22 protein-coding genes are annotated in these 17,871 nt (G+C 41.8%); 14 read left to right on the forward strand and 8 right to left on the reverse strand.

The window, feature by feature from the left end; genetic code table 11:
- Positions 1 to 26: 26 nt before the first annotated feature.
- Positions 27 to 896 (reverse strand): DUF72 domain-containing protein, encoded by an 870-nt coding sequence (locus ACZ45G_RS11915; RefSeq protein WP_464178343.1) that lies wholly within the window; start codon positions 894 to 896, stop codon positions 27 to 29.
- A 572-nt stretch (positions 897 to 1,468) separates the two neighbouring features.
- Here ACZ45G_RS11915 and ACZ45G_RS11920 point away from each other — a divergent pair.
- From ACZ45G_RS11920 to ACZ45G_RS11950, 7 genes are all read left to right on the forward strand, one after another.
- Positions 1,469 to 1,711 (forward strand): KH domain-containing protein, encoded by a 243-nt coding sequence (locus ACZ45G_RS11920; RefSeq protein WP_464178346.1) that lies wholly within the window; start codon positions 1,469 to 1,471, stop codon positions 1,709 to 1,711.
- Positions 1,712 to 1,760: 49 nt separating this feature from the next.
- The gene (locus tag ACZ45G_RS11925; protein WP_464178349.1) at positions 1,761 to 1,940 is read left to right on the forward strand and encodes a hypothetical protein; all 180 of its coding nucleotides are present in this window, start codon (positions 1,761 to 1,763) and stop codon (positions 1,938 to 1,940) included.
- 833 nt (positions 1,941 to 2,773) lie between these two features.
- Positions 2,774 to 3,256, forward strand: a complete 483-nt coding sequence (locus ACZ45G_RS11930) for a PEP-CTERM sorting domain-containing protein (protein WP_464178351.1) — start codon at positions 2,774 to 2,776, stop codon at positions 3,254 to 3,256.
- A 442-nt stretch (positions 3,257 to 3,698) separates the two neighbouring features.
- Entirely contained in the window at positions 3,699 to 3,971 is a 273-nt protein-coding gene (locus tag ACZ45G_RS11935; RefSeq protein WP_464178353.1) for a hypothetical protein, read from the forward strand.
- A gap of 765 nt (positions 3,972 to 4,736) precedes the next feature.
- Positions 4,737 to 4,922 carry a type II toxin-antitoxin system RelE/ParE family toxin gene (locus ACZ45G_RS11940; protein WP_464178355.1) on the forward strand — a complete coding sequence of 62 codons (186 nt, stop codon included), beginning with the start codon at positions 4,737 to 4,739 and terminating at the stop codon, positions 4,920 to 4,922.
- 38 nt (positions 4,923 to 4,960) lie between these two features.
- Positions 4,961 to 5,071, forward strand: coding sequence for a hypothetical protein (locus ACZ45G_RS11945; RefSeq protein WP_464178357.1), 111 nt, complete (start codon positions 4,961 to 4,963; stop codon positions 5,069 to 5,071).
- Positions 5,071 to 5,367, forward strand: coding sequence for an addiction module antidote protein (locus ACZ45G_RS11950; protein WP_464178359.1), 297 nt, complete (start codon positions 5,071 to 5,073; stop codon positions 5,365 to 5,367). Before ACZ45G_RS11945 ends, ACZ45G_RS11950 begins: the two co-directional genes overlap by 1 nt.
- 154 nt (positions 5,368 to 5,521) lie before the next feature.
- On the opposite strand, the gene ACZ45G_RS11955 is transcribed toward ACZ45G_RS11950, so the two are convergent.
- The 7 genes from ACZ45G_RS11955 to ACZ45G_RS11985 all read right to left on the reverse strand — a co-directional run bounded on the left by ACZ45G_RS11955 (position 5,522) and on the right by ACZ45G_RS11985 (position 10,044).
- Positions 5,522 to 5,749, reverse strand: coding sequence for a DUF3820 family protein (locus ACZ45G_RS11955; RefSeq protein WP_464178361.1), 228 nt, complete (start codon positions 5,747 to 5,749; stop codon positions 5,522 to 5,524).
- Complete coding sequence (locus ACZ45G_RS11960) at positions 5,679 to 6,011, reverse strand: HU family DNA-binding protein (RefSeq protein WP_464178363.1); 333 nt, start codon at positions 6,009 to 6,011, stop codon at positions 5,679 to 5,681. The genes ACZ45G_RS11955 and ACZ45G_RS11960 overlap by 71 nt, the downstream gene beginning before the upstream one ends.
- A 102-nt stretch (positions 6,012 to 6,113) precedes the next feature.
- Positions 6,114 to 6,317: an SEC-C metal-binding domain-containing protein gene (locus tag ACZ45G_RS11965; protein WP_464178365.1), complete on the reverse strand. Its 204-nt coding sequence runs from the start codon at positions 6,315 to 6,317 to the stop codon at positions 6,114 to 6,116.
- A gap of 138 nt (positions 6,318 to 6,455) precedes the next feature.
- The gene (locus ACZ45G_RS11970) at positions 6,456 to 7,253 is read right to left on the reverse strand and encodes a peptidoglycan-binding domain-containing protein (RefSeq protein WP_464178367.1); all 798 of its coding nucleotides are present in this window, start codon (positions 7,251 to 7,253) and stop codon (positions 6,456 to 6,458) included.
- A gap of 86 nt (positions 7,254 to 7,339) precedes the next feature.
- Positions 7,340 to 8,404: a DUF6765 family protein gene (locus ACZ45G_RS11975; RefSeq protein WP_464178369.1), complete on the reverse strand. Its 1,065-nt coding sequence runs from the start codon at positions 8,402 to 8,404 to the stop codon at positions 7,340 to 7,342.
- A 26-nt stretch (positions 8,405 to 8,430) separates the two neighbouring features.
- On the reverse strand, positions 8,431 to 8,889 hold the full coding sequence (locus tag ACZ45G_RS11980; RefSeq protein WP_464178371.1) for a hypothetical protein: 459 nt from the start codon (positions 8,887 to 8,889) through the stop codon (positions 8,431 to 8,433).
- Between the two features lie 351 nt (positions 8,890 to 9,240).
- Positions 9,241 to 10,044 (reverse strand): DUF3786 domain-containing protein, encoded by an 804-nt coding sequence (locus ACZ45G_RS11985; protein ID WP_464178374.1) that lies wholly within the window; start codon positions 10,042 to 10,044, stop codon positions 9,241 to 9,243.
- A gap of 101 nt (positions 10,045 to 10,145) precedes the next feature.
- On the opposite strand from ACZ45G_RS11985, the gene ACZ45G_RS11990 reads away from it, so the two are divergent.
- The 7 genes from ACZ45G_RS11990 to pyk all read left to right on the forward strand — a co-directional run bounded on the left by ACZ45G_RS11990 (position 10,146) and on the right by pyk (position 17,824).
- Complete coding sequence (locus ACZ45G_RS11990) at positions 10,146 to 10,283, forward strand: hypothetical protein (RefSeq protein ID WP_464178376.1); 138 nt, start codon at positions 10,146 to 10,148, stop codon at positions 10,281 to 10,283.
- A gap of 20 nt (positions 10,284 to 10,303) precedes the next feature.
- Positions 10,304 to 10,930 (forward strand): cyclodeaminase/cyclohydrolase family protein, encoded by a 627-nt coding sequence (locus ACZ45G_RS11995; protein WP_464178378.1) that lies wholly within the window; start codon positions 10,304 to 10,306, stop codon positions 10,928 to 10,930.
- Positions 10,931 to 11,051: 121 nt separating this feature from the next.
- Positions 11,052 to 13,850 carry an isoleucine--tRNA ligase gene (gene ileS / locus ACZ45G_RS12000; protein ID WP_464178380.1) on the forward strand — a complete coding sequence of 933 codons (2,799 nt, stop codon included), beginning with the start codon at positions 11,052 to 11,054 and terminating at the stop codon, positions 13,848 to 13,850.
- 12 nt (positions 13,851 to 13,862) lie between these two features.
- Positions 13,863 to 14,363 (forward strand): signal peptidase II, encoded by a 501-nt coding sequence (gene lspA, locus ACZ45G_RS12005; protein ID WP_464178382.1) that lies wholly within the window; start codon positions 13,863 to 13,865, stop codon positions 14,361 to 14,363.
- Positions 14,364 to 14,390: 27 nt separating this feature from the next.
- On the forward strand, positions 14,391 to 15,161 hold the full coding sequence (lgt, locus tag ACZ45G_RS12010; RefSeq protein ID WP_464178384.1) for a prolipoprotein diacylglyceryl transferase: 771 nt from the start codon (positions 14,391 to 14,393) through the stop codon (positions 15,159 to 15,161).
- Positions 15,148 to 16,446 (forward strand): DNA polymerase III subunit delta, encoded by a 1,299-nt coding sequence (gene holA / locus ACZ45G_RS12015; protein ID WP_464178386.1) that lies wholly within the window; start codon positions 15,148 to 15,150, stop codon positions 16,444 to 16,446. The genes lgt and holA overlap by 14 nt, the downstream gene beginning before the upstream one ends.
- Positions 16,409 to 17,824, forward strand: coding sequence for a pyruvate kinase (pyk, locus tag ACZ45G_RS12020; RefSeq protein ID WP_464178388.1), 1,416 nt, complete (start codon positions 16,409 to 16,411; stop codon positions 17,822 to 17,824). The genes holA and pyk overlap by 38 nt, the downstream gene beginning before the upstream one ends.
- Positions 17,825 to 17,871 lie beyond the last annotated feature (47 nt).

Below are 17,871 nucleotides of genomic sequence, written 5' to 3' on the forward strand. Positions count from 1 at the left end.
TTTGTCAACTTTTCTTATGTCCTATTTTAAAATACATTACCCAGAAACAATTTTAAAAACCGGTCAATCGTCATCGGTGCAGACCCTTCGTAATGGTTGTTAATACTCAGCGTTACCTTTACTTCCCTTGCAAGCAGGTCGTTGACCATGTTTCTTAGATTATGAAGTTCACCGTTTTTCGGATCAACTATGGCATTCCATTTGTTTTGGGTCTGCTGCTCAATGCCCTTTCTATCAGGCCCATGTAATCTGATCACAGTATGATTCTTAATGTATTTTTTGAAATGCCCATAGACTTGAAAAATTGAAGGCATCCAATACCCCTGTAGGAAGACATGAGAAAGTTTTGTGGCCTCAAGGAACTCAAAGTACCGATTGTTCAGATAGTTTTGGTTTCTGATTTCAATGCAGTAGTGAAATTTTGGAGGTAATTTCTGACAGAACTCCTGAAGCTGCTCTTGAAAGACCATCTGGTTTGGCATTTTTTGCTTATTGAGGTACTCAAATTGAAAGATGAGTGAGTTGATTTGCTTGGACATTGGCGACAACAGGTGAAGAAAATCTTCCATCAACTCATTTGACAGGAAATGGGGATTAGATTCCAATAATCTCTTGCTATAATAATGGGTCAACGTGATTGCATTTGGAACTTTGATACTGAACCGGAAATCTTTGGGTACCGATGCAACATACTCAGCAATGACATCAGGCTTTGGCATGACAACTTTATCCCCAAACAACGACCAGAACCATTGATCTACTTCAACGAGTTTGTAATGCTGTGCGTATTCTCTGAGGTAATCATTGCCAACATGATCAGAATAGACAAGACCTTTCCATGAATCATATTTCCAGCTACAGGTGCCGATCTTTATGTTGTCCGGTAGATTTTTCATGGCCGCTCTTTTTCTCTCCCAGTAAAAAGACCTTTATTTTTTCCCCTGAGTTTGTTTTTGCCATAGGTCGTAGATATCATTTCAGAAAGTCCATTCAAGCTGTCTAAAGATATATGCCACAAGGAACATGGTCAATGCAACGATGATAAATGTTTTATAAAGACATTTTAACCTGACACAGGATGATGCTGCTGGACCAATGCTTGGATAGTTGGTTCTCGGGGCGAAAGCACCTGGGCACAGCCTTGAACTTTTCCTACCGGTGCTTGCCATTTTCACAGCTTGATCCAGTCAGATCCGGCGGCTATGAACATGCTGATTAACGGCCAAAATATCGTGTTTAAGCGCCATAGAATTTACCACGACCAAAGCATTTGAATAATCTGAATCAGGCATAAACAGGGTAAATACGGTAGTATAAATAGTGTTGTAGTATTTATCCAAAGAGTGTTATGCTCAGTAGCATCAACGAGATCTCCAATTATGTTTTGGAATATTGAATTTTTGAATTTTAATTATTTTCCATATTGTATTTTCTTCTGCCATCGTACAGATAAAAAGGAGAACAGGTTATGAAAGAGTTGATTCAGTATATTGCTAAAGCTCTGGTTGATAATCCAGATCAGGTTGTTGTTGAGGAAATCACGACTCAGCAGACCCTTGTGCTGGAATTAAGGGTCGCAAAAGAAGATATTGGAAAAGTCATTGGTAAAAAAGGCAGGACTGCCCAGGCCATGCGAACTATTTTATCATGTGCATCTGCAAAAGAAAAAAAAAGGGCCATCCTGGAAATAGTTGAGCCCATAGTTTTATAGTGAATAAAAAAGAGCGGGGGCCCGAACCATATAATTAGGAGAGGAAAGTTTGGAAGAGTTTATAGAAAAATTCAACAAAGTAAATCATGATAAGTTTTCTAAAAATTACTATTGTGATAAAAATAAAAAGGCTCAAGGAGAAATGAAGGCAGCTTTACGATCAATGCCAGAAACAGAAAAATTTGAAGCAGAAAAAATGATTCAAAAGGCACGTAATAACATATCATAAGATATAGCAAAAGCAATATCCCCATACAGCTTTAATCACTCTTTTCTATATCTATTTTATTTTTTGTGAAATTTATGTAATTCTTCATAGAATGAAAGGATTAAGCTGTGAAAGATCCAACCATCAAAAACACCTATAAAGACTCGATTAGAAACATTACGTTCGAAGTTATGAATTATTTTACAATGGAGCAAAAACAAATACATCAGGTTTTAGATGAATATTATCGGAGGTACGGAGAACCCGTCCCAAGGGATGGAAGCACTGTAAGAATTGTTTGTGATCCTTGTGGCCCTCGCCCACCAACCAAACAAAATTCCACGAAGTAGACTTGTTGTTTTTTTAGCTTCGCTCATTTTAAAAAATTCTCATAATATATAATTTCTTGATTCTGAGAAAACACCAACCCTGCTCTGATCAAAATTCCACGATATCTCCAATAAAATTGAATGGAATATTGGCACGATTGATTGAATTTGGCCAAATATAATTGAATTCCTTTGTTGCTGTTTACTGTCAAAAACCGATTATGACAACCTCCACAAATAAAATTGGGGAAGTATTGACTCAAAAAAGTTACATTTTTTACATATTATATTACATTTTTTTCCTATATTCATTTCTGGACTTATTATGAAAAATTATTCCTATTTTTTATTTAATTAAATCTATCTTGATTCCAAAGACTTAAGTTTTTTCTGCTGATGAATATTCTGAATAGGTACGGATATCGCATGACCATTTCCGTTAATTATTAGTGTTACCCAATAAAACCAGAGGGTCTCATCGGGAGATAAATCGGTTTTATATCGGTAATAAAAAAGGAAAGTTTTATGAGAAAAAAGTTTTTATTGGTTTTGACAGCAGGATTGATCTTAATTGGAACTGTAGGAGTTGGAAACGCTTTAACGATAAATATTGACTCTTTTACCAATACAACAGATAATCCGGTTGTATTTGCTTTTGAGGCGGGTACTTATAATGTTACCCCAATTGCTGCTGATTATACTTCTTGGAGTGCTTGGAACGATCAACATCTATGGCTTAATAGTTATAGTATAAGCTCTGATGAGTTTTCTTTCACAGTATCAAATGGCCTATGGGATACAGCCACTTTGGCTTTCGATAATGCTTTAGGTAGCTCTTTTACCCTGGCATCAGCTGGAAACGTAAGCTTTTCTATAAGGGATTCATATTATCTTGATAATAGCGGTGGAATAACTTTGGATGTTAACCCTGTTCCAGAACCTGCAACAATGATGCTCTTCGGCATTGGCCTTTTAGGTCTCGCAGGAGCAGCCAGAAGAAAGAAATAGTCGATTCACAAAATAGTACATCTTTGAGAAAGGCAGGGTCAGAAAGGGCTCTGCCTTTTTCTGTTATATCTCCCCATTATTTTCTGAGTTTCAATTCCACTATATGAACCAAGGGTTGCATCCTCGGCCATGTTTCCATATTCAACAAAATAATATATATACATCATACCTGCAGTCCTTTATCTGCTCCCCTGCTTGAATAGTCGTGGGCAATACCCTTGATAAAATAGAACTGTGCGATGTCAGGAGCAAATAAGGTAGGGGTTTAGGTGTTTACGCGGAAAAAGGTACCTCTGCGGCCGGTTCCTGCCACCATGCCCCATTAAAAAACCTTAAAAGTTAAGTATCCCCCTGGGCAAAAGCGATCCAAACCAGGGCAACCCATCCCCCTGTAAAATTCATTTACCATAAATTGAGGTCCGTAAGGGCCAAAGTGTTGGCTATGTCACACAAAAGCATCGGCAACATTGATACCGGAGATGTGCCGGAAGATGAAGACATGAACATTTTGTGTTTGAATCTGGGACAAAAACACATTGAGCTTGTTTGTGGCCAGGTCCAGATGGCAGAGGGCTTGGAATCATTCGGCATGATGGGGAATTGGGGTCTTATCCTTCCATGGGGGTCTGGCATGAAGGTTTGTCCTGGGAATCACACAAACGGCTGCAATGGGGCCTTGGATGCCTTTGATGCTGGGGCAATCGGTATAAATTGAAGAAGTGTTTTGGGGATTCGGTTTTTCTGGGGATGGGTTGAAGGTGATCCTGATTTTTAACTGGGAACTGGCTGTGTTTTGTTCAATGTAGATCCATTGCCGACATATCCACCTTGTAAAAATAGTTTTGTGCAATCTCAGGGGCAAAATGGGCCGATTGTATCTTTGGTTGGTATTTTTTATTGGGGATGTGGATGATTAAATAGGGAAGGGGAATTGTAATTTTAAGTAAAAATATTAGTTGGTACTTGTGTTGGTACCTTTATCAAATGCTTTTTTTAAGTCACTGTTTCTATGTACTAATTTCTCTTAAGTCTGTGGACGCCGCCTCCACCAATTTTTATCAATAAAATAAGTAACTTATAAAAAGAACACTGACTGCTCTGGTAGAATACTGGTAGAATCCCAAATTGTTTAAAACTTGTTGAAAAAACATTAAGACCCAATGTTGACAAGGGTCTTTTGTGTTTTTTGGGCTCAAATTCCAAGAATCCATTACACAGCACTATTCTGTGGCCTCCGGTATTAAATTATCCACCGCAATTGTATCTGCAAATGCTTTTTCAAGTCCTTTGCCATCATCTGGGGCTGGGATGTGATTGTATATTTCGACCAAACTTATTCAAGAAGACAAACTCGGATTTACCAAAGGTATGTTTCTTCTGTAATTTTAGTGCTTCCATTGCCACCCGAGATAACTTCACAGGCCTGATAGAACTATTTTAATCTTGACATTTAGTAGCTTAAAAGCTACGTTGATAGCAAATGGAAACTACTGAGAGGATCATACAAGAATACGTCACAGAAGAAGGCAATAACCCTTTTAGAGAATGGTTTGATTCTTTAAAAGATGTTCGAGCCCAAGTAAAAATCGATGTAAGGATTGGCAGAATAAGGCTTGGTAACTTTGGCGATGCTAAAAGCGTAGGGAAGGGCGTCTATATGAGCTGAGGCTTAAATTTGGCTCTGGATACCGGATATATTATGGTTTGGAAGGAAACGAAATTGTTCTCTTGCTTTGCGCTGGTGATAAGAATAGCCAAAAAAAGGATATCAAAAAAGCACATATTTTTTGGCAAGAATTTATAGGAGAAAAATAATGGGGATTGCAAATTATCAAGACGGTCTGTTAAAACGATTACAGGAACCCGGATACGCCACCGAGTATTTAAATGAAGCACTAAAAGAAGGTTCCCAGGAAATATTCATGTTAGCGCTGAGGGATGTGGCAAAGGCAAAAGGGATCTCTCATATCGCTAAAGAAACGAATCTTAACAGGGAAACCATGTATCGGATGCTTTCAGAAAAAGGGAACCCCAACCTTTCAAGTTTGAATAAATTATTAAATACCCTTGGACTTACTTTGACTATTGAAATGAAAGAAAGTGTCGCTTAAGACAGGAAAATTTGTAAGCCATTGAAAAATTGTTTTGGAAAGCTTGTCTGGGAATGGTTTGCAAAGTAAATTTATAGTTGGAACCATTCAACAACTTAAAAATTTCCTGGGGTTATTAATATGTGATGTGACTATTGATAATGAATACCCATGCTCAGTATCGATATTTCCTAAAAAGATACTCAAGACCATTGAGCTTTATTTCATAAACAGCCTGAAGCATTTCTCCAAGTTTTCCTTCTGGGAATCCTTTTTGTGAAAACCAAACCAAATAGCGTTCTGGAAGATCAACCAAACGCAAACCCTTATATTTACCGAAGGGCATTTTTGTGGTTGCCAGGGAAATGAATGCTTCTTTGTCTGGTTGAATTAGTTTGGGCATTGTATTCTTCCTCATTAATCCGATCCCGCAACACCCCAGCACATTTGAAAGTAACAGTTCTCCTCCCGTCCAACATCATCTCACCCCTAGTGGCTGGATTCCTTCCCTTCCGTGGTGCCTTTTCATTGACCTGGAATTTTCTAAATCCTGAAATCATGACATCTTCTCCAGATGCCAAAGTGGTTTTAACGATTTCAAGAAGCTGTTCTATTGTGTTTTTGCTTCTGGGGTGACTGCTCAAATTCTTCTGAAATTTTTTCAATGGTTGTTTGTTTGGTCAGTGCCAATTTGGGTGCCATGCTTCTATTTTGCGACTATTGTTATGATAGTTTTAAACCCGCACAGGGTTTTTTCATTATTTCCCTCAACCGAAAACCGGACCACATGTTTTCTTAGCAGTCACCTTTTTTTTAAGGATAGGATGTTCCTTGAAGTAAAGCTTGTCCTTTGAAAGATGACATTTTTTGTATTTTGATCCGCTACCACACCAGCAGGGATCATTCTTTCCCGGTAATATTGCAGGGGGTACTTGTCCATTATTATTAAAAAGCTGACTGAACCAACCCATAGAAGATGCTCCTGTTTTTTATTTTTGCAAAAGTTTAATATGTTATATTATATGCGGGGCATTGATTTTGTAAAGAATTAATGATCAAATTACAAAATTGTTTTTAGGGATTTTCACCCAGATTTTTTTGTGTTTAAGTTATACGAGTTTTAAAAAATCTTTCTTTTTATAGGCACGCACCCTTTGGCAGGCTTCATATCCTTCTCTATGTCCCTCATCATTGGTATTCCCTTCTATTGTATCAAATACTTCCTGATCAAAATTTATGGCAAAACCTGTATGGGTCCAGTCCGTTGAGCTTCGGCGACAAAGAAAAATACTCACGGGATCAAGATCATTTCTTGAAATTTTTTCATTTAGAATATCCTGTCCACTGACAAAGATACCGGCTTCTCTTCCTTGGGCTGCAAGACTATCACAGGACCAAGAACCTTTCAGGGGTTTGGCAAAATCAGTGAAATCGGCCACCTGTCTCATCATAAAACTGACAAAGCCAGCACACCATGGAAAATCTTTCCCTTCATAGCCCTGCATGTAAAGTCTTACCCATGGCCCCATATTCTGGCCACCTATTTCAACAGGGTGCAAATCCAAATGTTTCATTGCATAGGCCTCTACTGCCTCACCAAATGATTGAAATTCACCATCAATAGGTGTGAGAACTTCTAATAGAGGTGTTATCAAAGCTTGAAATGTAGCTTCATCAACATTACCTGTAACAGGCAATTGGATGGCCTCCTGGAATTTTTTTACCAGTTTTTGAGTCGCGGGACCAAAGTCCTGGTCAACTCCAGTTTTAAATCCATGGTAACAAAGCCACTCTTGAATAGGCTTAACGATCTTGTGCTTGCTTCCTCTGGAGATTACTCTGGGGAGAATAATTTCTTTTTGAAGCCACTTGTACTTAATTTCTGAGCTTGGGGCGAGAGTCGCCATAAATCCCTCCTTTTGAACAAAATTTTATAATGGTCTCAATGAACTTTTTTGGGTATTTGCATAAGCGCAGAACCGGGAATTTTTTTCTAGGCCGCACAAATGCCATATTTGGGCAACAGGCCATGGAGCACATGGAAATGATGCGCTTGGGCCGCATCATGAAATAATTTCCAGTTACTGGTCAGAAATGATTCTGAGTATTTGCAAACCGATTCATCAAAATTGGTGCCTATTGCTTCTTTTTTCCAAGAATTACTGCCTTTCCCAGAATAGGAAATTGTTTCTGCGCCAAAACTAAAATGGCCTTTTTTGATTTTATTAAGCCATTCTTCATGACGTTTTCCCCCATCTTTTTCTTTAATTCCCTCAAAGAGAAGTCTGATTTTTTTCATATCCGATTTTTTAATCCCAGTAACATCTGTGTCGTCAGGGTTCCCCAGACGATAACGCTTCATCGCCATACACATATGATCTGCAGCCTCGCAAAAGTCATCTGTATTCATGCGGGTTATGGTTTTGCCCGCAATATTTTTATATTTCCAGGTTAAAAATGGCATATCAGGGAATACATTTGCGCGGCCATGGCCAAGGGGAGGGATGGTATCATCCAAAAAATCCCGCCACCATAAACCTAAACCACTCTTAAAAACACCTGTGTCACTGACTTCTACAGCATCTTCAACTTCGTTGATGTCATGCAAAACGCCTGCAAATTTCTGGTGAGCCCAAGTGTCAGCGTATACATGCATGGTGATACCCAAACGATGGAGGCCATATGGTTTATCATTCTCAATGATTGCCTGGCGAACCATCTCTTTTGCAATAGGGCTATTTTTACTGCAAACTATTTTATTAATAAATCCTCCATTGGGGTTCTCTCCAGCCTCAAGGTCGTTATTGCCTGGTAAAAAATGAAAAGGTAACCAAACCATGTGATTTTTTATTGATTTTTTAAAATTATTGGGATCTGTCATGGCGTGGGCAGAAGAGATCCTATTATACATGGCATTATTGGAAAAATGAACCGTACCACTCGAAGTTGCATCATCAACATATTGAGCAGCATGGGCGATTATTTCAGCTTTTTCTTGTTTAAACCCTGACAACCTTGCAACCACATAAGTAACTGCATGATGAAAATCGATTTGCATAATTTGCTCCTTTTTTTTATTTTGTATTATCCTTCATCATTGGCTTGGGCTGGAAGAGCTTCTGTGTTTCGAAAGTCTTCACCGTATCCCCAGCGATAGGACGTATTAAAATAGGGTAATCCACCAATCGTTACAGCGATTTCCATCGCTGATCCAAGCAAGAGCCCTGTGATGTCTTGGTCGAGTGTTTGGGCCACGCATTGTTTCAAGGCATGGTCAGCAGCTTTTTTTTCATCACGGGTACCGCCGTAATAATAGGCACGGTCATGGATTTCACAGCACTTTCTCCAAGGCAACTCATCTTTGAGGCGAAGTTTGGGATATTTTTTCCGAAAATTGGCATAGAAAACGGACATTCCTCCACTGCAACCATCTGAGTGTTTTTTGGGATCGAACTCGGGGATATCCGTAATTCTTTCCCAAAGATCTTCTTTGGTCCGTCCTTTGATGGATTTAAGTATTTCGCGGGTAGATTTAAAAGTCATTATATCTCTCCTATTTTGGTGATATGGATTTTTGGAAAACAGCACTAAAACGCTTAAGGCTTTAAGCAATTTGTCAGGGAAGGTGTTTCCAGTTATCCAATATACAAAAGTTATCCACTATACAAAATTGATAGAGAATCAGAATTAGAGATTTTTGAGGCTTGTCACAACATAGCAATTATCCACTACAGGATATCAGAATATAAAATTTAGTGTCAATCAGGGAAACCCTGATTTTTGCAAGAAAATGCATATTTTTTTTATTTAGGTAACCGAGAATAATCGAGTCACCCAAAATATGCAGCTTGATTTTTTTAAAAGTTCAAGCTGCATATTTAAGCCAAAGGGAATTTAAGCACCATGCCGCAAGGAGAGCTTCTCAAACATCAAAGCAACCCCTTCATTAAGCGTATAGATGGATTCAATGTCAAGATTATCATCGGATGTAGAATCAAAATAGATGTGAAGGCTAGATTCGAGACCCTCTTCTGGTTTCCAGTAGCAAACCATTATGGGAAAAAGAGGCAAGGGATACAAAATAATCGAAATATCTGAATCAATATTACTGACAATTTGCTTTCCATCGAAAATTTCCAGCATATCTTTAAACAAATCGGTGTAGGTATCGGCAATCCGTTTTAGCGGTTTTTCACACCGTTGTTGAAAGTGAGCATATCGGGAAGGCCCGCCAGTTAACTCCCGAAATGTGATCCAATCTCCCTGGGGAGATTTACCCGAACCATTCAAGATATAGGTTAATGCCGGCACGACCATATATGCATTGATATGAACTTCAGATGATAGGTTGCCCTTGGTATCAACACTGAAATTTTTACCAAAAATCTTTATGGCCAGTTTATTATCGGAAAATCGGGCTCCCAGCCGTTTCGCTGCTTCGGAAAGATTAATTAAGGAGATTTTTTGTTTTAGTTCCTCAATTGCTTCTGCTTTATATTCATCAATGGTATTGGGTTTGTCAATTGTCCCCCCATATTGGTCAATCACTTCTTTTTCCAAATAAGGACACGCATGTATCTGTTTTCTTCCCTTAAACACGGCCACTGCAAATGCCAGACAGGTTTTTTCATTACATTTTTTACAATTAGAACCGTTTAATAACTTAAATATTTCCATGGGGTTATTTATATGTGACATTCAAGACTATTCCTTTTTTTTATTTCAGATTGAATCACCTAAGGTTCAGTAACAATTTTCAAGCACCATTACAACAGGCACATTTCTAAAGTATTTACCTTGTGGCAGTGAACCTTGTCCTTGGGACCCAGGATCTTTCCATTGCCAAAAGCATTGCCAAAATAGTAAGAGAACACAGCGGTGGGTTTTCCACCATCTGGTCCTGTCAAGTGGCCCGGGAAATTGTCCCCGACCTTTAGTGAAAAAGGAGTAAAAATATATGCTGATAAAAATGCAGGTAGATGATTTTATAGAAGAGCTGGCCTCTGATTCTCCGGCGCCCGGCGGCGGCAGTGTTGCAGCCCTTTCCGGCGCAATGGGTGCCGGCCTTGTCTCCATGGTGGCACGGCTTACCATTGGCAAAAAAGGATATGAGGATGTCGAGGATTTGATCGAGCAAACCCTGGTAGCTTCAGAAAAAATCCGGGCCGAACTGACCCTTCTGGTGGACAAGGATACCCAGGCGTTTAACCGGGTCATGGCGGCATTCAAAATGCCCAAAGAAACACAAGCGGAAAAGAGTTTACGTTCAGATGCCATACAAGCGGCATTTCAGAATGCAATTTTGACGCCCCTCAGGGTTGCTGAGCTCTGTCTTGGTGTTCTGGAACTGGCCCTGTCCATTGCAGGTAAGGCAAATCAAAATGCCGCCTCTGATCTGGGCGTTGCCGCACAAATGGCCTATGCAGGCGTGCAAGGGGCGGTAATGAATGTGAAGATAAATCTTCCTTCCATCAAGGATCTGCAATTTTCAGAGGAGAAAAAGACAAAGGCATTGGCGTTTCTCAAGAGTGCAAAAAATGTTCAAGGCCAGGTTTTACAAGAGATAAATAAACTCATTGGTTAATCGTTTATTGTAAGGTGCACAACCCCGTCAAAAACCTTATATTCCTTGACTTTTTCAGACATTCCCTTTAGAAAGGAGAGTTTAATATTAAATATAAATTTATCCGCATATCGGAGGAATAATGGATTATAAAAAAACACTGAATTTGCCTTCAACAAAATTTGCCATGAAGGCGAACCTTCCCCAGCGCGAGCCTGAAATGCTCAAGGAGTGGGAAGAAAATAAAATATATGAAAAACTAAGGGAACAATCCAAAGACAAGCCCACCTTTATTCTCCATGATGGCCCTCCCTATGCCAATGGTCACCTTCACATGGGCCATGCCCTCAATAAAGTGTTAAAAGATATCATTATCCGGTCCCGCCAGATGTCAGGGTTTAATGCCCCCTATGTTCCCGGTTGGGACTGCCACGGGCTGCCCATTGAACACAATGTGGACAAAAAACTGGGCAAAAAGAAAAGGGAGATGACAGCGGTTCAGGTGAGACAAGAATGCCGGGCCTATGCTGCCAAATTTGTGGGGATTCAGCGGGATGAATTCAAGCGGTTCGGCGTGGCAGGCGAATGGGATACCCCTTATCTGACAATGAACTATCCCTACGAGGCAAGAATTGCCAAGGAGTGTGGAGAGTTTGCCTTGTCAGGAGACATGTTCCTGGGCAAGAAACCCATTTATTGGTGCTGTAATTGTCAGACGGCTTTGGCCGAAGCTGAGATTGAATACCATGACCACACCTCGCCCTCTATTTATGTGAAATTCCCCTTAAAAGATGACATTTCATCTCTGATTCCAGGCCTTGGTGACACGAAGGTTTCCATGGTTATCTGGACCACAACCCCATGGACCATCCCGGCAAACCTCGGGGTTTGCCTGCATCCTGATTTTGTATATGCCGCCGTAAAAGTTGAGGGTCACGATGTGATTATCATGGCCAAAGAATTGGTTGAACAGGTAATGCAGACCCTTGGGTTTGAAAATTATACCATTCTTGGTGAAATTGCCGCCCGAGACCTTGAGAACAAACGCTGCACCCATCCCATTTATGATCGGGATTCTTTGATCATCCTTGGGGATCATGTTACCCTGGAAGCCGGTACCGGGTGTGTGCACACCGCTCCCGGGCACGGCGCAGACGATCATATTGCGGGCAAGCGATATGGTCTGGACTGCTATTCCCCCGTGGAAGACAACGGGACATTTTCCAAGGATGTTGAACTGTTTGGGGGACAATTTATCTTCAAGGCCAACAAGAGCATCAATGAGGTCCTTGAACAAAAGAATGCATTGTTAAAAAATGAAAGCCTGTCCCATTCCTATCCCCATTGCTGGCGGTGCAAGAAACCGGTTATCTACCGGGCCACCCCCCAATGGTTTATTTCCATGGACAAGATGAATCTTAGGCAAAAAGCCCTTGATGAGATCAATAATGTGCATTGGATCCCCTCCTGGGGCAAGGAAAGAATTTATTCCATGATTGAAAACCGTCCGGATTGGTGTTTGTCCCGCCAGCGGTCCTGGGGAGTCCCCATTCCGGTTTTCCATTGTAAAGCCTGTAAAAAAATTCATGTAACCCGGGAATCCGTGGACAAAATCCATGCCCTTTTTACAGAGTTTTCTTCTGATATCTGGTTTGAACGAGAGGCTGATTTTCTCATGCCCGAAGGATCTGTTTGTGAAGATTGCGGATCCAAGGAATTTACCAAGGATCACAATATTCTGGATGTCTGGTTTGATTCGGGCATCAGCCATGCGGCGGTTCTGGATGAAAGGGAAGGGCTTAGCCGTCCCGCTGACTTATACCTTGAAGGCAGTGACCAGCACAGGGGATGGTTTCATTCCTCTTTGCTCACAGGCGTCGGCAGGACTGGAAGTGCGCCCTATAAAGCAGTTTTGACCCACGGATTTGTGGTGGATGAAAACGGACGGAAAATGTCCAAGTCGGTTGGCAACGTGGTGGCCCCTGACACGGTTATCAAACAATATGGTGCCGATGTATTGCGCCTGTGGGCAGCCTCTGCTGATTACCGGGGGGATGTGAGCATGTCCAATAATATTATCAAACAATTGTCCGATGCCTACCGCAGGATTCGAAATACCTGTCGGTTTATGCTGGGCAATTTTTCTGATTTTGACATCACCTGCGATTTGCGGCCCGTGGCCACCATGTCTGAACTGGACCGGTTTATTCTCCATCGCCTCCATGTGGTGGTGGAAAAATCCCTGGAGGCCTATGAAAATTACGAGTTCCATACCATTTACCATACCCTGCACAATTTTTGTGTAAAGGATCTGTCTAATTTTTACCTGGATATCATCAAGGACAGATTGTATACCTCTCCTTCGACTGATCCGATCAGACGGGACGCCCAGACGGTCATGGCAACGATTTTAGACGCCCTTGTGAAGCTCATGGCACCCATTCTGCCCTTTACGGCAGATGAAATCTATAAACATATGCCCACAGGAGATGACAAACGAGAGAGTATTCACTTAGAGAATATGGTGGTCTTAAACCCAGGGTGGAAAAATGAGGCCCTGGCCCTTAAATGGGAAAATATCCGAGGGCTGAGGGCAGAAGTTACCAAGGCGCTGGAAGAGGCAAGGATAAAAAAACTCATTGGCCATCCCCTGGATGCAGCCCTTGAAATTAAAGTGTCTGATTCTGAACTCAAGGATCAGCTGGAAAACCTGACAGAAAACCTGAGCGATATTTTTATTGTGTCTGCTGCATCCCTTGTGGATAGTCTGGAGGGTGATGTTTACCAGGGAAAGGAAATTGAGGGCCTTGCCATTCGAGTTACCCGTGCGGCTGGAGAAAAATGCGAGCGCTGCTGGCGGTTTGATGTGGGTATTGGAGAAGATGCTAAATATCCCACGGCCTGCCCGCGATGCGCAAAAGCCTTGGAATCCATCCTTTAAAGGAAAATTTCTTTGGACCTAAAGATGGGAACAAAAGAACTGATACGATTGATCCTGGTCAGCGGGGGAGTTGTCCTTGTTGACCAGGTGACAAAATATGTGATCACCCTTAATTTGGCACTCCACGACACCATCGTCGTGATAGAAAATTTTTTTAATATCAATCATGTGCTCAATCCCGGCGGGGCCTTTGGCTTTTTTGCCAATGGAGCCCCCTGGGTAAGAAAATTTATTTTTCTCTTTCTTTCCTCCCTGGTGGCCCTGTTTATTCTTTGGCTTTACAGGCGAACGGCCAGGAATCTTGTTTTTCTTTCCTTTGGACTGGCCCTGATTTTTGGCGGCGCCATCGGTAATCTGATGGATCGGTTCAGATTTGGCAAGGTGGTGGATTTCTTAGATTTTTATGTGGGCACTGCCCATTGGCCAGCCTTTAATGTTGCTGATAGCGCCATCAGTATCGGCATGGCCATCCTGATTTACCATGTGGTATTTAATAAAATTCCGGACTTTTAAGAGCCGGATTTTAAAGAGAAGGTTTATATGCATCCCATCCTTTTGGACCTCGGCAGTATAAAATTATATACCTATGGCCTTTTCCTGGCCCTGGGGTTTATGGCAGCCGTTTGGTTTTCCAAGCGGAATGCAAAATTTTACAATACAACTGACCAGGTGATTTCAGACCTGTTCCTTGTGATTCTTTTGTCCGCCATTGTCGGCGCCAGATTTCTCTACGTACTGATTAATTTTGATTTTTTCCGCAACAATCCTTTGGAAATATTTAAAATCTGGAATGGCGGACTGGTTTTTTTCGGTGGATTTATTGCGGCGGTCGGGGCCTGCCTTATCCTGCTGAAACTTAAAAAACTTCCCATTGCCAAAACAGCTGATATCATAGCGCCTGGCATTGCCCTGGGGCATTCCATCGGGCGGTTTGGCTGTTTGTTTGCCGGCTGCTGCTATGGACGAGAATGTGATCTGCCCTTTGCCATAAAATTTACCAACCCGGATGGCCTGGCCCCCTTGAATGTTTATTTGCACCCCACACAAATTTATATGATCATTTCAAATTTTTTACTTTTTCTTGTTTTAATGTGGCTGCAGAAAAGAAAAAAATTTCATGGCATGGTTTTTTTAGTCTATATTATGCTCTATTCTGCTTTCAGGTCCGGGATTGAATTCTTCCGGGGGGATTTTAGGGGGGATTTTTTCTTTGAATGCTTGTCCATGTCCCAGGGGATTGGCCTGGTGGTCTCCTTTATCGCCCTGGTGATGCTCATAAAACTATCAAGATCTGCCAATGCCAATCATTAAATATAATTGTCTTGATGAATATCTGGGGTCCCTTGCGCAATTGCCCGTTGCATCCCCAACTCCTCGATTTTTTTTGATTTGCGGAGAGGCGTTTCTCGTACGACGGTCATTTAACGAGCTCTCTGACTTTTTGCTCCAGGATGTGAACCGTGAGTTTGGCCTTGACCTTGTCGAGGGCAGCACCACCTCCATGGGGGATATCATTGAACAGACCACCACCTTTTCTTTTTTATTGTCCAAACGAGTGATTGCCGTTAAAAATGCCCCCTTGTTTTCTGGGGGTGCATCCTCTGACATTTCCTATTCCACACGAGACATGGATCTTTTGAGCACCTTGATTGAAAAGGGCATCCCTGAAAAGCATACCCTGGTGATGACCTGTTCCTCCCTGGACAAGCGCAAAAAGGTATTCAAAACCATTCAGACCCATGGGGTCGTCATTGACTGCACCGTGTCCAAGGGTATCAGAAAATCAGATCTTGACGAGCAGCGTGGCGTGCTCCAGGAGATTGCCAAAAATTTGCTGGCAGTATCCAAGAAACGAATGGATGCTGCTGCGTTTAATGCCCTTTTGGACCAAACCGGTTTTAATCCCGATCTTTTTGCCGGAAATATTGAAAAACTCATTGCTTATACCGGTGCCAACCCTGCCATCTGCCTTAACGATATACGAGCGGTGGTGATACGCGATAAAAAAGATCCCATCTTCAGTTTGACCAATGCCCTTCTGGAAAAGGATGCAGCCAAGGCATTGGGTTTTTTGTCCTCATTGTTTAAAGAGGGCTTCCATCCCCTCCAGATTCTAAAATCCCTTGAGAATCAGGTCCGAAAGCTGATGATGATAAAAAGTTTTATTTTATCCTTTTCAAAAAACAAAGGGTCCCAAAATTTTAAAAGAATGAATTTTAATGGGTTTACACAAAACATGATGCCGATAATTCTGGCCTATGATGAAAAGATTAAAAAGACGATGGCAGAACGGGATGCGTTTTTATCTCCAGTAAACCCATCAAAGAAAGAGAAAAAAAAGGCTATCCCAACCGATCTCTTGCTTGCCCCGAATCCCAAAAGCCCATATCCTGTGTTCCTGACCTTTCAAAAATCTGAAAATTTTTCCCTGAACGAACTAAAGGATGCTATAATTGCCTTGGGTGACCTGGATTATCAATTGAAATCAGCACCCATTGATGCCAATGTCGGCATTGAAAATTTCATCATCAGTATTTGTAGAAAAGGAGGGGATTTCCATGCAGCGGAAAACCAAAATAGTCGCCACTATCTCTAGCTTAAATTGTTCTGTTGAGTTTATCAGCGGACTATACAAAGCCGGGATGAATGTGGTTCGCCTGAACACTGCCCACATGAGTCATGAAGATGCCCTTGAGGTGATTTCCAATACCCGCAAGGTGTCCGATAAAATAGGCATTCTTCTGGACACCAAGGGACCTGAAATCAGAACCTGTGATGCAAAGACCCCCCTTAAAGTCAAACATGGGGATTATATCCGCATCAAAGGGGCTCCCAATGAAATTTCCCACGATGATGTGATCTGCGTTTCCTATGAACATTTTGTCAAGGATGTTCCCGTGGGCAGCTCCATTCTCATTGATGACGGATTTATTGCCCTGGCAGTCATGGAAAAAGATGAGGAATATCTCACTTGCTTTGTGGAAAATGATGGAACTATCCATCCTCGAAAGAGTATCAATATTCCTTCGGTCCATGTACGCCTGCCTGCCCTAAGCGAAAAGGACAAGGGGTTTATTAAATTTGCCGCAGACAATGACCTTGATTTTATTGCCCATTCTTTCGTCAGGAATAAACAAGATGTCATTGCAGTCCAGGAGATTCTGGACAAAGAGAAATCTCCCATTAAAATCATTGCTAAGATTGAAAATGCCAAGGGCGTTCAAAACCTGGATGAAATTTTAGACCATGCCTATGGGATAATGATTGCCCGGGGCGATCTTGCCGTGGAAATTCCCACTGAACAAATTCCCTTGATCCAGAAACAGATTGTCAAGACCTGCATTGAACGAAGAAGTCCTGTGATTGTGGCCACCCAGATGCTCCATTCCATGATTGAATCCCCAAGACCCACCAGAGCGGAAGTTTCGGATGTGGCCAATGCCTGTCTGGATCATTCCGATGCCCTGATGCTGTCCGGGGAAACCGCCAATGGCAAGTATCCCGAAGTCGCCGTAAGAACCATGGCCAAGATTGCCGAAGAGGTGGAGACCAAGCGAAGCAGTTTTGTGGATGTTCCCTACTCCCTGGACAACAAGGTCACGGCCTATCTTGCCAAATCAGCGGTCAAGGCAGCCCTGCGCCTGAACACCAAGGGAATTGTGGCAGATTCTCTCACCGGCGCCTCAATTCTCGCATTGGCAGCCTATCGGGGGGACAATCCCATTTATGCCCAGGTCTATGACCCTCGTGTGATGCGGATGCTTTCCCTTTCTTTCGGGGTCGTGGCGGATTTTATCCTCGTGGATATCACCTCCACAGAACCCCTTAAACGCTCCATCTGCCGACTCATTGATGAAAAACACTTTAAGGATGACGACCTGATTATTGTTTTAGCCGGCAGCTTTGGCGCCAAACATGGAGCATCTTATATCGAAATCAGCACGGCTTCTATTTTGAAGGAAAAATGCAGTTAACTTCCCCGTAATAAAAAGTGTCAAGAGGTAAATATCCTGGCCCAGAG

This window comes from Desulfoconvexum algidum, assembly GCF_055382125.1.